Origin of the sequence: Roseibium algicola (assembly GCF_001999245.1) — a bacterium.
In the GTDB taxonomy this organism is placed as follows: Bacteria; Pseudomonadota; Alphaproteobacteria; order Rhizobiales; family Stappiaceae; genus Roseibium; species Roseibium algicola.
The window spans coordinates 5,895,398-5,908,676 of the sequence record NZ_CP019630.1 but is presented as its reverse complement, the minus strand read 5'-3'; the positions used below and the strand labels follow the sequence as shown (position 1 = coordinate 5,908,676).

General features: G+C 55.8%; 14 protein-coding genes. 8 read left to right on the top strand and 6 right to left on the bottom strand.

Translation table 11 applies throughout. The features are described 5' to 3' along the window. Positions 1-56: 56 nt before the first annotated feature. Positions 57-371 (top strand): lipid-A-disaccharide synthase N-terminal domain-containing protein, encoded by a 315-nt coding sequence (locus B0E33_RS27360; RefSeq protein WP_022998819.1) that lies wholly within the window; start codon positions 57-59, stop codon positions 369-371. Positions 372-399: 28 nt separating this feature from the next. Here B0E33_RS27360 and metC read toward each other — a convergent pair whose 3' ends face one another. Further along, the gene (metC, locus tag B0E33_RS27355) at positions 400-1,578 is read right to left on the bottom strand and encodes a cystathionine beta-lyase (RefSeq protein WP_077292963.1); all 1,179 of its coding nucleotides are present in this window, start codon (positions 1,576-1,578) and stop codon (positions 400-402) included. 470 nt (positions 1,579-2,048) lie between these two features. Here metC and B0E33_RS27350 point away from each other — a divergent pair, with 470 nt between their 5' ends. From B0E33_RS27350 to B0E33_RS27330, 5 genes are all read left to right on the top strand, one after another. Continuing rightward, a complete protein-coding gene (locus B0E33_RS27350; protein WP_031268586.1) occupies positions 2,049-3,068 on the top strand; it encodes an amino acid ABC transporter substrate-binding protein in 1,020 nt (339 codons plus the stop codon). Between the two features lie 237 nt (positions 3,069-3,305). Beyond that, positions 3,306-4,511 carry an amino acid ABC transporter permease gene (locus B0E33_RS27345; protein ID WP_206051478.1) on the top strand — a complete coding sequence of 402 codons (1,206 nt, stop codon included), beginning with the start codon at positions 3,306-3,308 and terminating at the stop codon, positions 4,509-4,511. 10 nt (positions 4,512-4,521) lie between these two features. Then, the gene (locus B0E33_RS27340; RefSeq protein WP_031268584.1) at positions 4,522-5,673 is read left to right on the top strand and encodes an amino acid ABC transporter permease; all 1,152 of its coding nucleotides are present in this window, start codon (positions 4,522-4,524) and stop codon (positions 5,671-5,673) included. Between the two features lie 69 nt (positions 5,674-5,742). After that, positions 5,743-6,546: an amino acid ABC transporter ATP-binding protein gene (locus B0E33_RS27335; protein ID WP_022998815.1), complete on the top strand. Its 804-nt coding sequence runs from the start codon at positions 5,743-5,745 to the stop codon at positions 6,544-6,546. Positions 6,547-6,563: 17 nt separating this feature from the next. Next, positions 6,564-7,268 carry a TIGR02117 family protein gene (locus tag B0E33_RS27330; protein WP_077292961.1) on the top strand — a complete coding sequence of 235 codons (705 nt, stop codon included), beginning with the start codon at positions 6,564-6,566 and terminating at the stop codon, positions 7,266-7,268. On the opposite strand, the gene B0E33_RS27325 is transcribed toward B0E33_RS27330, so the two are convergent. After that, a complete protein-coding gene (locus B0E33_RS27325) occupies positions 7,251-7,883 on the bottom strand; it encodes a TetR/AcrR family transcriptional regulator (protein WP_077292960.1) in 633 nt (210 codons plus the stop codon). The two genes, B0E33_RS27330 and B0E33_RS27325, sit on opposite strands and share 18 nt — an antisense overlap. A 73-nt stretch (positions 7,884-7,956) precedes the next feature. On the opposite strand from B0E33_RS27325, the gene B0E33_RS27320 reads away from it, so the two are divergent. After that, complete coding sequence (locus B0E33_RS27320) at positions 7,957-8,766, top strand: HD domain-containing protein (RefSeq protein WP_077292959.1); 810 nt, start codon at positions 7,957-7,959, stop codon at positions 8,764-8,766. Positions 8,767-9,032: 266 nt separating this feature from the next. Beyond that, the gene (locus tag B0E33_RS27315) at positions 9,033-10,373 is read left to right on the top strand and encodes a globin-coupled sensor protein (protein WP_022998811.1); all 1,341 of its coding nucleotides are present in this window, start codon (positions 9,033-9,035) and stop codon (positions 10,371-10,373) included. 20 nt (positions 10,374-10,393) lie between these two features. Here B0E33_RS27315 and sseA read toward each other — a convergent pair whose 3' ends face one another. The 4 genes from sseA to B0E33_RS27295 form a co-directional block, all read right to left on the bottom strand. Next, complete coding sequence (gene sseA / locus B0E33_RS27310; protein ID WP_077292958.1) at positions 10,394-11,239, bottom strand: 3-mercaptopyruvate sulfurtransferase; 846 nt, start codon at positions 11,237-11,239, stop codon at positions 10,394-10,396. Positions 11,240-11,248: 9 nt separating this feature from the next. Beyond that, positions 11,249-11,722: a GFA family protein gene (locus B0E33_RS27305; protein WP_077292957.1), complete on the bottom strand. Its 474-nt coding sequence runs from the start codon at positions 11,720-11,722 to the stop codon at positions 11,249-11,251. Between the two features lie 22 nt (positions 11,723-11,744). Continuing rightward, a complete protein-coding gene (locus tag B0E33_RS27300; protein WP_077293733.1) occupies positions 11,745-12,461 on the bottom strand; it encodes an alanyl-tRNA editing protein in 717 nt (238 codons plus the stop codon). Positions 12,462-12,606: 145 nt separating this feature from the next. Next, positions 12,607-13,032, bottom strand: coding sequence for a hypothetical protein (locus B0E33_RS27295; RefSeq protein WP_139314165.1), 426 nt, complete (start codon positions 13,030-13,032; stop codon positions 12,607-12,609). Between the last annotated feature and the right edge of the window lie 247 nt (positions 13,033-13,279).

Below are 13,279 nucleotides of genomic sequence, written 5' to 3'. Positions count from 1 at the left end.
CCAATCCGGGTGGAGAAGCCCGCCGACCTTTCAAAAACACTGACTGGACCTGAGACATGAGCGCTCTATACGAATGGATCCATGCGGTTTTCATCGCGCAATTGGACTTCTGGATCATTCTGGGTTTCTTCGCCCAGGCCATGTTCATGATGCGCTTCGTCATTCAATGGATCGCATCCGAGCGCGTTGGCCGCTCAATCGTGCCGGTCGCTTTCTGGTTCTTTTCCGTTGCGGGTGGGTCGCTGCTGCTGATCTATGCCATTCAACGACAGGATCCGGTCTTCATCGCCGGTCAGGGACTGGGTCTGCTAATCTATTTCCGGAACCTGTGGCTGATTTTCAAGGAAAAGCGGAACGACCCTACGATTTGAGCCGTTCCGCCGTTCGCTCGACAGTCTGTCAGCCGAATGCCTTCGCCAGTGCCTGATCCAGATCGGCAATCAGATCTTCCGGGTCTTCCAGGCCGATGTGGAGGCGAACCGACTGGCGATCCAGGTTTACCGGGGTTGCTGTGCGGCTGCCCTTGAGGCGAACCGGAATGGCAAGGCTTTCAAAACCACCCCACGAATACCCGAGACCATAAAGCGTGAGCGCATCCAGGAAGGCGTAGGCCTGTTCCTGTGTCGTGCTTTCACTGAAGTCGAAGGCGCACAGGCCTGAGGCTCCCGAAAAATCTCGTTTCCAGAGAGCATGACCAGGATCCGATTCAAGGCCTGGATAGCGGATGCGATCGATGTTGGGCTGGTCCTTCAGCCACCCAAGAACGGCTAGCGTGTTGCGCTGGTGCCGTTCAAGGCGCACGGACAAAGTTCTGAGACCCCGCAGGCCGAGGTAGATGTCATCCGGCGCGACGTGACACCCCATGGCACCGCAGAACGCATCCAGTTTTTCCCAGGCGCGTTCGCTGGCAGCGACCGTACCGAGCATAGCGTCGGAGTGTCCGACAAGATATTTGGTGCCCGCCTGGATCGACAGATCGACCCCCATGGACAGTGGCTGGCAGTAAATCGGGCTCGCCCAGGTATTGTCCATCAGAACGGTCGCGCCGATGGCACGGGCCTCGGCGGCAATCGCCGGAACATCCTGCATCTCGAAGGTGAGGGAGCCGGGTGCTTCGGTGAACACGGCTGTCGTGTTTTCCTGGAACAGTGACTTGATATCGGCGCCGATCTTCGGATCGTAGAAGGTCACGGAAACCCCGATGCCTGGCAGAACAGTGTCGGCGAAATGGCGGGTCGGTCCGTAAGCCGTATCGACAATCAGGATGTGGTCACCGGATTTCACGCAGGACAGGATGGCCAATGCAATGGCATTCAAACCCGAATTCGCGATCTTGACCCCGGCTGCCCCTTCGATCTCCTTCATGGCACCTTCAAGGGAGTCCGTGGTCGGGTTGCCCCTGCGGGCGTAGGAATAGGTCTGGGCACCCGTCACCATGGTTTTGGTGTCGGGGTAGAGAACAGTCGAAGCATGCACGACAGGCGGATTGACGAAACCGTGAAATGCAAGCGGGTCACGCCCAGCATGCGCCAGTTTGGTATCCTGCCTCAACGGCGGCTTGGAATTGGTGGAAGACATGAAGGCTCTTGGGTGTGTGTTTTGCGAGAGGCGGCGCGACATTGAACTGCCGAGCGCCGAGCGCTCACTTTAGTCATTCGCGTCATGGTCGCAACCGCCATTTCACGTGTTGTGCGCGGGTCTTTGTGTGGAGAATTTTTCGATTAGCGTTAACCTTCGCAAGGTCTCCGCTAAATGCATTGAACCCTTTTTAGGCATTGAATGAATTCGATTTAGACATGTTCGCTGTTTGTGCATCCAACCTGATGGCAAATGGCGGATAGCTCGAGAAATTTGACGAGATATCTGCAGCAAGTACTTGACCCGAACAGCTAAATGCCATCGTATGGAACCGTTGGGTGGGACGAAAGATATCTGGAGGAAGCAGCCGTCAAGGCTGGCATCCGTCCGGTTACAAGAGACGGAGAAGATGTCTTTCGAACAAACCCGGCATAATAAAAGTATGGGTAACAAATAAAGGCTGCATATCCATGTCCAATAAATTCCTTCCGCTCGTAATCGGCGCTGCTATGGGAGTCGCCGCGACGACGGCTGCTGGTGCAACGACGCTGGAAGACGTCAAGGCAAAGGGCTTCATTCAGTGTGGCGTGAGCCAGGGTCTGCCGGGTTTCTCGAACCCGGATGCTCAGGGGAACTGGACCGGTATCGACGTTGACTACTGCCGCGCTATGGCTGCAGCAGTGTTCGGCGATGCGTCCGCTGTGAAATACACTCCGCTGTCCGCAAAAGAGCGTTTCACCGCGCTTCAGTCCGGCGAAGTTGATGTTCTGTCCCGTAACACCACCTGGACCATGTCCCGCGACACTCAGCTGGGTCTGAACTTTGCTGGTGTGAACTACTATGACGGTCAGGGCTTCATGGTTCGCAAGGACTTGGGCGTGACTTCCGCACTGGAACTGTCCGGCGCTTCGGTCTGCACCAACACCGGTACGACCACTGAGCTTAACGTTGCCGACTACTTCCGCGCCAACAACATGCCGTACGAAATCGTCGCCTTCGAAAAGGCCGACGAAGTTGTGGCTGCATACGACGCCGGCCGTTGCGACGTTTACACCACTGACGCATCCGGCCTGTACGCACAGCGCCTGAAGCTGACCAACCCGGGCGACCACATGGTCCTGCCGGAAATCATCTCCAAGGAGCCTCTGGGTCCGGTTGTCCGTCAGGGCGACGATGAGTGGTTCAACATTGCAAAGTGGACGCTGAACGCGATGCTCAACGCAGAAGAGCTCGGCGTGACCTCTGAAAACGTTGACGAGATGAAGTCTTCCGACAACCCGTCCATCAAGCGTCTTCTGGGCGTTGAGGGCGCATTTGGTGAAGCTATCGGCCTGCCGAACGACTGGGCCTATGCGATCATCAAAAACGTCGGTAACTACGAAGAGTCCTTCAACGCCAACGTTGGTCCGGACACTCCGCTCGGCATCTCCCGTGGCGTAAACGCTCTGTGGAACGACGGCGGCTTCATGTACGCACCGCCGGTCCGCTAATCCTCTTCTTTGATTGAGGATTGAAGGGGTTCCGGCGGTTGTTCTGCCGGAACCCTCAATAAATTCCACGCAATAAAAACCGGACAACATACCCGGCAACCGCGTGGGGGAACAGACTGCTTCCGTCGATAGGGGAGTGCCGACGAAGTTCGGCCAGGGAAGCAGGTCAGACACGATTGAGGAGAGGCTGCGTGCCGGGCTCTTTCGTGAAAACTTGGGCGAGGTTCTATGTCAGTAATGGAGCAGGACTCGGCGGGGGCGCCGGCGCGTGCTTCGCTGTTGAACGATCCCAAAGCGCGCGGCATCTTTTACCAGCTGCTGCTGGTCGTCGCGCTGGTGACTTTGGGATATGTCATCGTTTCGAACACGATAGCCAACCTGGAGAGGCAGAACATCGCCTCCGGTTGGAGCTTTCTAGAAAATACAGCCGGGTTTGGAACCAACCAGTCACTGGTTTCCTACTCTGAGACATCAAGTTACGGAAGAGCGATCTATGTCGGCTTCCTGAACACTCTGCTTGTGGCGGGCGTAGGTATCTTCTTCGCCACGATCTTTGGGTTCATCATCGGTATCGCCCGCTTGTCGAACAACTGGGTCATCAGCCGTCTGGCGTATTGCTACGTCGAGCTGGTCCGAAATATCCCGCTGCTGCTGCAGATCTTTTTCTGGTACTTCGCGGTGCTGCGATCGATCCCCGGCAAGCGTGAAAAATGGTCGTTGTTCGACACATTCCACCTGAACATTGGCGGTCTTCGGCTTCCCAAACCCATCATGGGGACCGGATCGGAATGGATCGGCTATGCGTTCCTGATCGGGATAGCAGCAGCGTTCCTCGTGGCACGTTGGGCGCGCAAGCGTCAGGAGGCCACAGGGCAACCGTTCCCGTCATTCCTGACGGGGGTCGGATTTATTTTTGGCCTGCCTTTGCTGACGTACTTTGCAACCGGAATGCCGATCACCCTTGAACATCCGAACTTCGTCGAAACCGGGCCAATCCTGCGTCAGGGGTTCGAACTCAATGTCGGGCTCAATATTATTCCTGAATTCCTGGCTCTTACCGCAGCCCTGGCAATCTATACCGCATCGTTCATCGCAGAGATCGTACGTGCTGGTATTCAGGCGGTGAGCCATGGTCAGACCGAAGCTGCGCATGCACTAGGTTTGAGGAACGGACCGACGTTGAGACTGGTGGTCATTCCCCAGGCGATGCGCGTGATCATTCCGCCGCTGACGAGTCAGTACCTGAACCTTACCAAGAATTCTTCACTGGCAGTTGCCATTGCCTATCCGGACCTCGTCTCGATGGGTGGAACGGTGCTCAACCAGACCGGCCAGGCGATTGAAATCATCGGTATCTGGATGGTTGTCTATCTGTCGCTCAGCCTCATCACATCGGCCTTCATGAACTGGTACAACCAGCGCATGGCGCTCGTGGAACGGTAAGGAGCGCAAAATGGCTAACACTGATATGTTCCAAATCAGAACCGAGGAGGCGCCGCGACTGCCGGCGCCGATCTCGACCACCGGCGTCATCGGCTGGATGCGTCAGAACCTGTTTTCGTCCATCGGCAACACCGTTCTGACTGTAATCGGCATTCTGATCGCCTACTCACTTATCGCGCCTTTGATCCAGTTCGCATTTATCGATGCTGTCTGGAGCGGCGACAATCGTGAAGCGTGTCTGCCGCAGGACGGCGGCCATAGCGGTGCCTGCTGGGCTTACGTGGAAGCATACTTCCCGCAGTTCATCTATGGCCGGTATCCGACCGAGGAAATCTGGCGGGTGAACATCGTCTATTTCCTGTTCGCGGTGTTGCTCGTGCCGCTGGCAATCCCCAGCGCGCCGTTCAAGAAAATCAACGCAATCCTGTTTCTGGTCGTCTTCCCGATCATCGCATACTTCCTGCTGACCGGCCTGGTCATCGGAGATGCGGTAATCCTGCCGATCGTTGAAACAGCGGTTTGGGGCGGTTTGCTTGTTACGCTTGTCATCGCGGTCACGGGTATTGTGGCCTCGCTACCGCTAGGTATCGCGCTGGCGCTTGGACGTCGATCAAGAATGCCGATCATCAAGCTTGTCTCGGTTATCTTCATTGAGTTCTGGCGCGGTGTTCCGCTGATCACGGTTCTGTTCATGTCGTCGGTGATGCTGCCGTTGTTCCTGCCGGAAGGCGTGACCTTCGACAAGCTGCTGCGCGTTCTGATCGGCGTGACCCTGTTCTCTGCCGCCTATATGGCAGAAGTGGTCCGTGGTGGCCTGCAGGCCATTCCGAAGGGGCAATATGAAGGTGCCATGGCGCTCGGGCTCCGGTTCTGGCCGATGATGTATCTCATCATTTTGCCGCAGGCTCTGAAGCTCGTGATCCCCGGGATCGTCAACACCTTCATCGGATTGTTCAAGGATACGACTCTGGTTCTGATCGTCGGCATGTTCGACCTTCTCGGCCAGATCCAGTCGTCCTTCACGGATCCGACATGGTCGACGCCCAGCACCGGTCACACGGGTTACCTGTTCGCTGCAGTGGTGTTCTGGACCTTCTGCTTCGGCATGTCGCGCTACTCCATCTTCATGGAGAAGAAGCTTCATACAGGACACAAACGCTAGCAAACCGCTTCCGGGGCGCGCGATGAACCGCAGCGCCCCGGCCACAGGACACTCTTGGAGTTAAAAACTATGTCTGAAAACGCTGTACGCGACGAGGAACTCGCAGCCGACCGTTCCAGAATGACCATCTCCGATACGGACGTGGCTATTGAAATCAAGAACATGAACAAGTGGTACGGGGATTTCCACGTTCTGCGCGACATCAACCTGAAGGTCATGCGCGGAGAACGTATCGTTATCTGCGGACCGTCAGGTTCCGGCAAATCCACGATGATCCGTTGTATCAACCGTCTGGAAGAACATCAGGCTGGACAGATCCTTGTGGATGGCATCGAGTTGACGGACGATCTGAAAAAGATCGACGAAATTCGCCGCGAAGTCGGCATGTGCTTCCAGCACTTCAACCTGTTCCCGCATCTGACGATTCTGGAAAACTGCACTCTGGCTCCAATCTGGGTTCGCAAGATGCCCAAGAAGGAAGCCGAAGACATCGCGATGCACTATCTCGAGCGCGTCAAGATCCCGGAGCAGGCCAACAAATATCCGGGGCAGCTGTCCGGTGGTCAGCAGCAGCGCGTTGCTATTGCACGGTCTTTGTGCATGAACCCGAAAATCATGCTGTTCGATGAGCCGACCTCGGCACTCGACCCGGAAATGATCAAGGAAGTTCTGGACGTGATGGTCGGACTTGCCGAAGAAGGCATGACCATGCTGTGCGTCACTCACGAAATGGGCTTTGCCCGCAAGGTTGCAAACCGCGTTATCTTCATGGATGCGGGGCAGATCGTGGAGCAGAACGAGCCGGAAGAGTTCTTCACCAATCCGCAGCATGAACGTACCAAGCTTTTCCTGAGCCAGATCCTGCACCACTGATCGGCTAAAGACTGCGGATGATGAAACTGCTGCGCAGGTTCCTGATTGGAATTTGCCTTGTTGTCTTCACTGCTGTTGTAGCACTGGGCCTCGGAGCACTCGTTCCGAGGCCTTTGTTCGATTCCAACCCGGTTATGGAAGTTGCGCAAAGTTTCGCAGAGAAACGGCGTATTCTGATACTCAACAATCCCATCCATACTGATATCGCTCTCCCGGCCGATCCGGACGTGCTGGAGGCGTTCGGATTCGTATCGGATGGCGGGCTGGAGCTGGATTATCCGGGTGTTTTCTGGATTGCTTTCGGCTGGGGTGGGCGGTCCTTCTATATCGAAACGCCAACGTGGGGCGATTTGAAACCGGGTCCGGTAATAGACGCGTTGACCTGGGATGCCTCGGTCATGCATGTCCGTCGCACCGGCGATATTCCGCTTGAACAGGAAAGCGTCCGCGTAGTTGAACTGAGCCAGATGGAATTTGAGGAACTGGTCAATGATATCAGGACCAGTTTCCAGTCAGATGGCACAGCGCCTCCGACGGCAATTCCCGGCGTGGCGTACGACGCACACGACATTTTCTTTCCGGCAGTTGGCGGCTTCAACGCGATGATGGGCTGCAACACGTGGACGGCCGACATGTTGAGGCGGGCAGGGGTGAAGACCGGCATGTGGACGCCGCTGCCTCTGACGCTTGACTGGTCGCTGGATCTACATAACGGGCGCTGAAGCAGGGTCCGGTACAAGCCGGTCAACAGCAGCCTCTGCCAGTTCCACCAGGATATCGCGAGATTCCCCAGCGCGGGCGCGAACCGAAAGACCGTGCAGCATCAAAGACAGATGCTGGGCGGCGAACTGGACGCTTGCTTCCGGAACCGAGTCTTTCATCTCCGCGTAAATCAGACCGGCGAACCCTCGATCCATTCGCTCAACGACATGCGCCAGCATTGATCTGAAGTCAGGATCATCAGCAGCTTCAGTCGTCAGTGTGGAGATGGCCAGGCAACCATAGGCCGCATCACCAAATGTCGACCTGCCGCAATAAAGATCGATAGCAGCTGTCATGATGGCCTTGAGCCGGGGTTTCAGCCCTGCTTTTGTCTGTCCTGCCGCCTTCAGGTGGGCCTGCATCTGGTCCGCGAACCTTGAAATCACCTTCAGATACATGTCTTTCTTGCTGCCGAATGCAGCGTAGAGGCTGGGTCTGTTCAGGCCGGTTGCTTCTGCTATCTGGTCGAGACTGGTAGCAGCATAGCCGTGCTGCCAGAACACCAGCATGATGCGGTCGAGCGTGATGTCTTCGTCGAATTTGCGCGGACGGCCGCGTTTGCTTTCGGCTTTCATTTTATACCAATTCGCACATAAATATCGACATGTCTATTTTTATGCGATACGGTACATAAAAATGGAGCAATCAATGGAGACGTTTTGGGAGATGCCGGAAAACACTGCAGACATGGGAACGGTGGCTTGGGGACGAAGGTCTGGTCAGTTTGGCAATGGGCGACTGACAAGAACTGAAAAGCTGAAGGTGCTTACAAATCTTGGCCGTATGGGGATGCTTGAAGCGCTGGACGCTTTCAGAGGAAAGCTGGGCCTGATCAACACCTTCGGTGCAGACCTTGAAGGACTGCAGCCACCGGAGACCGCATTGGTCCGGGATGCGTTGGACTTTGCCGACGAAGTCCAGAATTTGGACCTGATGCGGCACAGTTGGCGCACCTATTACTTTGGCCTGTTGTTAGGTGGCTATCGTAAGCTCACTGTAGACAAGGAAATCCTCTTCTGTGCAGCCATATTGCATGACGTAGGCCTGGCGTCAGGCCGGACCAGCGAGCCGCGGGATTGCTGTTTCGTGGTCCATGGCGCGGAACGCTGCCAGCACCACCTTGTCGGCCAGGGACATGACCGGGCAAAGGTACATCGGATTGCCGATGCCATCGGACTGCACCTTAACGGGTATGTGTCTGCCAGAAGATATGGTGCAGAAGCACATCTTATTTCGCGAGGAGCAATGTGTGACGTGTTCGGAATGGGGCAGCGCAGGATCGCGCAGAACGTTCGCAAGGACATCTTCGCTCGATACCCGAAAGGGAAACTGAACGATGCTCTGGAGATCTGGCCAGGCCATCATCTTGCCGGCACACGTGCCGACTTTCTGATCAGTCTGGAGCCTTCACGCAAGAAACCGGATGGGTTGAAGGCAAGACCCCAGCCGGGAGAGTGAGCCTTGTGTTGGACAACCGGAATACGACCAAAGTATCGCTACCTTCGTTTTCAGGTTGTGTTCGCCACTCCCATCGGAAAGAATCGGATGTCGCGTTTTTATTGCCTAAAAAACGGCCAAAAACCGGGGGATTGGTAATTATTCCTATTTCGTTTTCGTTGTGGCTCAACGCGCCATTGTCACTATGTCGTACGTAAAAATACAATTTATGGTTTATTTAGAATTGTCGGGTCACGTAGGGTCAGTTTTTATCAAGGTGACCTGCCATGAGCGATCAGGAATACGACTTCCAATCCCGTTTGAAATTCGCCCAAATTGATCATTCCACAATCGAAAATCTCAGAAAGCTCTGGCCGGTAATCGAGCCCGTGTTGGACGATGTGCTGGCGGGTTTTTACGTTCACATCAACACCCAGCCAAATCTGGCTGCACTCGTCGGCTCGCATCAGCCCCGACTTGTTTCAGCTCAAAAGGGCCATTGGAAGAAGCTGTTCACGTCGGGCTTCGACCAGAGCTACCAGCAGAGCATCAACCAGATCGGTCATGTGCATTGCCGCATCGGGCTGGAACCGCGTTGGTACATTGCCGGGTATCTTTATGTCCTGCGCCATCTGCATGCCCATCTGACCCGTAAATACAGACGGTCTTTTCAAAACCTTGCCGTCTTGTTGAACGATGTCACGGCGGCCGTCTTCCTTGACATGGACCTTGCCATATCAACCTACGAAGAAGAACTTCTTCTGGAGCGCGCAGCGCAGACGGAACGGTTGAACAAGGCTATCGAAAAGTTCCAGAGCAGCGTCAAGCAACCGCTGGCCGACGTTGAGGCCGGTGCTCGCAGCGTTGCGGGTGAAGCCGAGCATTTGACGAGTGTATCGCAGACCGCGAGAAGCCAGGTTGAGAACGCCGGTCATGTTTCAAAAGACTCCAGCGTCAGCGTCCAGACCGTAGCCTCTGCAACGGAAGAGCTCTCCAGTTCGATCCAGGAAATTTCGAAGCAGATCTCCGGTGCATCCCGTATTGCCAGCCAGGCGGCAGGCGGCACAGAACAATCAAGTCTTCAGGTGGCGAGCCTGGCAGGTGCAGCCCAGAAAATTGGGGATGTGATCGGTCTCATTCAGGCGATTGCCGAACAAACCAATTTGCTGGCTCTGAACGCAACGATCGAGGCCGCCCGCGCCGGTGATGCCGGCAAAGGCTTTGCGGTGGTCGCAAGCGAAGTGAAAACCCTCGCAGAACAGACTGCGAAGGCCACCGAGGAAATCAGCCAGCAAGTCACCGAAATCCAGAGTTCGACGGACAATGCCGTGGCCTCCATCCAGTCGATTTCCGAAGTGGTCAAGCAACTTGACGAAATGACGTCATCAATTGCAGCGGCGATTGAAGAGCAGGGTGCTGCAACGCAGGAAATTTCCCACAGCATCCAGACGGTTGCTTCGGGAACGCAGACCCTCGATGAGAACATTGGCGGTGTCGAACAGGCAATCACCGCAACCGATCAGGCGGCCGACAGTCTGTTGGCTGCGTCCAGCAGAATGTCTTCAAGCACCAGTTCGATCTCGGATGAGATCCGGGATTTCTTTGAAACCTTGAAGACTGGCACCTGATCAAGGCGCTATTTGATCTCTCAAGCTGGGCCGGTGACGACGTCCGTGTCGTCCCGGCTTCCCCATTCCGACCAGGACCCGTCGTAAAGCGAAAGATCCCGAGCACCGAGCACGGTAAGGCCAAGGGTCAGGATCGCCGCTGTGACACCGGAGCCGCAAGAGGTCGTGACGGGCTTGTCGAGATCCACTCCAGCATCCTGAAAAGCCTTTGCCAGGTCTTCCTTCTGCAAGAATGTGCCGTCTTCCGCGATGAGTTGGGTGAAGGGCAGGTTGAGCGCGGTCGGCATGTGACCCGACTTCAGTCCGGCACGCGGCTCTGGTGCTTCTCCGGCAAATCGTTCGGCAGACCTTGCATCCAGTATTTGCCGTGAACCATTTGCGATTGTGGAGCGGATTTGGTCGAGGTCGGCAACGGCGCCATGGTTCAAACGGGACGAGAAGTGGCTTTGAACTCTGCGGGGCGTATCGTCGTCAAAGGCACGGCCTTCTGCCCGCCACTTCGGAAAACCACCATCCAGAACATAAACTCGTTCCGCGCCCATGCTGCGCAGCGTCCACCAGACGCGTGGCGCGGAGTAGAAACCAAAATCATCGTAGACCACCAGTGTCTGACCGTCGCCTATCCCCATTTTCCTCATGGTTGAGGAAAACACATGTGGAGCTGGCAGCATGTGAGGCAGATCGCTGGTCTTGTCACAGACCTCGTTGACGTCAAAGAAGACGGCACCCGGAATGTGCGCGTTCGGATAGACAGGCGGAGCATCTGGATGCGTGACCGGCGGCATCCAGGCATTGATGACAATCAGATCAGGCGAGGAGAGATGATCGTCCAGCCATTGGGTCGATACGAGGGGATGGTCGGTCATTACGGCTCCTTAGGTCTCCAGCAAGCCTTTGGACTTGTGCCAGTCCTCGATGGAGAGGTCCGGATAGTTCTGGAAATGAACGTGTCCGGGACCGCTCGGCACCTCGATCCAGTCAGGCTTGAACGCCAGCATGATATGGACAATCTCCGGCGGTGTTGGCAAGGGGCTATCGACCGCTCCCGCATGTGGATGCACCAGTTCAGGCCAACGCGGATCCCAAAGCCACAGGTGAGATCCGCAAGCCTTGCAGAAATGACGTTCCGCAGGACTGGTCTTTCCATCAATGACAGCGTTGTAGACCGACTTCGTCTCCGCACCCGATACCTCAAGGCTGCCGGCGTCTCCCATCAGATTGACTGCATAACCGCCGCTGCCACCTGTCTTACGGCAGATGGAACAGTAACAGCGCATGTAGGGGTAGGGGGTTCTGCTTTCCACTTCGAAGGAAACAGCTCCACACCGGCAGCCACCTGACAGTTTCATTTCAACTTCCCCCGTTTGCTTGTCAGTCGGTCAGGCGGATCCGCACGCGCCTGTTCTGCTTGCCCTTCTTTTCGATCTTGCCGAGTTCAAGCAGGCCGATTTCAGAGGTTCTCGTTACATGCGTACCGCCGCAAGGCTGCAAGTCCATATCGTCGCCGATCCTGACCAGTCTTACCCTGCCAGACCCGCGTGGCGGCTTGACGGACATGGTCTTGACCAGACCCGGGTTGGCATCGAGTTCTTCGTCCGTGATCCATTGCGTGGTTACTTCATGATCACCAGAAGCCAGCGCATTGAGCTTCTCCAGAAGCGCATCCCGGTCGATTGTTTCTTCGCCCATATCGAAATCAAGCCGTCCTTCGGGATCCCCTATTTGACCACCTGTAACGGGAAAGGGCAGGGCCACGGACAATAGATGCAAGGCCGTGTGCATGCGCATCAACCGGTACCGTCTTGCCCAGTCCAGATGGGCGGTCACTTTTGTGCCGGCGGCAGGCAGGTTTTGTCCTTCTGAAGGAACATGGACGATGGTTTTCTTGTCGTCATCATAGACCGTGGTGGCAATCTCGATCTTCGTGCCGTCTTCCAGCTCCAATGTGCCGCTGTCGCCCGGTTGACCGCCACCGGTCGCGTAAAAAACCGTTCTATCAAGCACGATGCCGCCACGCTCGTTGATGCCGGTCACTTCGGCTTCACATGTTCTGAGGTAGGCATCGTCGCGAAACAAAGGCGTGGTCATCCGGAACTCCCTGAAACGAATAGCGTCGAATTGACCAACGAACAGCATGCGGTGCAAGGCCCTATTTGCAGGAAACTGGGGTCATGAAAAACAAACGCCCGCAATCCGGCCGGACCGCGGGCGATAACAATGATGTGGACCAAGTTCAGTCGGCGAAATTCAGATCCACAAAACCTTCAGACCAGTTCTGTGCATTTGCCTTGCCTTTTGCATTTGTGAAGATCGGCTTGGCGGGGTTTTCGCGCGTCACCGTGAAACAGAGTTTGCCCCAGCCATCGCCGCTCCAGTCTTCGCAATATTGACCAGTCCCGTTAATTTCGACGGCTTCCCACGGAATGTTCCGGATCTTGTCGCCCTTGACCACGACAACGGCGAAGCCGTCGGCGTGGTTGTTCTGCTTGTACTCCGTCACGCCGTCGGGAAAGAAACCATGGATGGAGTTTCCCGACATCATGTCGTTGATCTCGTCTGCCGTCAGGTTGGCCGGATCAGCCAGTGCGTAAAAGCTGCCCGTCAGTGTTGCCAGCGACGTCAGTGCAAGAAGTCGTAGCTGAGATTTCAAGTTGCGCATGTTCCCCTCGATTTCGATGCTTGCATTTGCGCTAAACCCTTGGTTTCGTTCCAGGGCACACTTCATCCTGCAGCACGGTCGAAAGAAGACCTGTGAATATCGACGCCAAAATTTCCATTGAGCCGCAACACGGTGCGGAGAACGTGCGTGTCAACGAGCCGCTCGGAGAAGCCTATTCGGCGTATTGGAACTGGTGGTTGAGGCATTTTGCGAAGCAGGCCGAGGCACGGTTTCCCGCAATTTATGG

Excerpts from the sequence above, each read along its gene's own strand:
- B0E33_RS27360 (WP_022998819.1), top strand. The coding sequence starts at position 57 with ATGAGCGCTCTATACGAATGGATCCATGCGGTTTTCATCGCGCAATTG.
- B0E33_RS27315 (WP_022998811.1), top strand. The coding sequence starts at position 9,033 with ATGAGCGATCAGGAATACGACTTCCAATCCCGTTTGAAATTCGCCCAA.
- B0E33_RS27320 (WP_077292959.1), top strand. The coding sequence starts at position 7,957 with ATGGAGACGTTTTGGGAGATGCCGGAAAACACTGCAGACATGGGAACG.
- B0E33_RS27330 (WP_077292961.1), top strand. The coding sequence starts at position 6,564 with ATGATGAAACTGCTGCGCAGGTTCCTGATTGGAATTTGCCTTGTTGTC.
- B0E33_RS27350 (WP_031268586.1), top strand. The coding sequence starts at position 2,049 with ATGTCCAATAAATTCCTTCCGCTCGTAATCGGCGCTGCTATGGGAGTC.
- sseA (WP_077292958.1), bottom strand. The coding sequence starts at position 11,239 with ATGACCGACCATCCCCTCGTATCGACCCAATGGCTGGACGATCATCTC.
- B0E33_RS27335 (WP_022998815.1), top strand. The coding sequence starts at position 5,743 with ATGTCTGAAAACGCTGTACGCGACGAGGAACTCGCAGCCGACCGTTCC.
- B0E33_RS27300 (WP_077293733.1), bottom strand. The coding sequence starts at position 12,461 with ATGACCACGCCTTTGTTTCGCGACGATGCCTACCTCAGAACATGTGAA.
- metC (WP_077292963.1), bottom strand. The coding sequence starts at position 1,578 with ATGTCTTCCACCAATTCCAAGCCGCCGTTGAGGCAGGATACCAAACTG.
- B0E33_RS27345 (WP_206051478.1), top strand. The coding sequence starts at position 3,306 with ATGGAGCAGGACTCGGCGGGGGCGCCGGCGCGTGCTTCGCTGTTGAAC.
- B0E33_RS27305 (WP_077292957.1), bottom strand. The coding sequence starts at position 11,722 with ATGAAACTGTCAGGTGGCTGCCGGTGTGGAGCTGTTTCCTTCGAAGTG.
- B0E33_RS27340 (WP_031268584.1), top strand. The coding sequence starts at position 4,522 with ATGGCTAACACTGATATGTTCCAAATCAGAACCGAGGAGGCGCCGCGA.
- B0E33_RS27325 (WP_077292960.1), bottom strand. The coding sequence starts at position 7,883 with ATGAAAGCCGAAAGCAAACGCGGCCGTCCGCGCAAATTCGACGAAGAC.
- B0E33_RS27295 (WP_139314165.1), bottom strand. The coding sequence starts at position 13,032 with ATGCGCAACTTGAAATCTCAGCTACGACTTCTTGCACTGACGTCGCTG.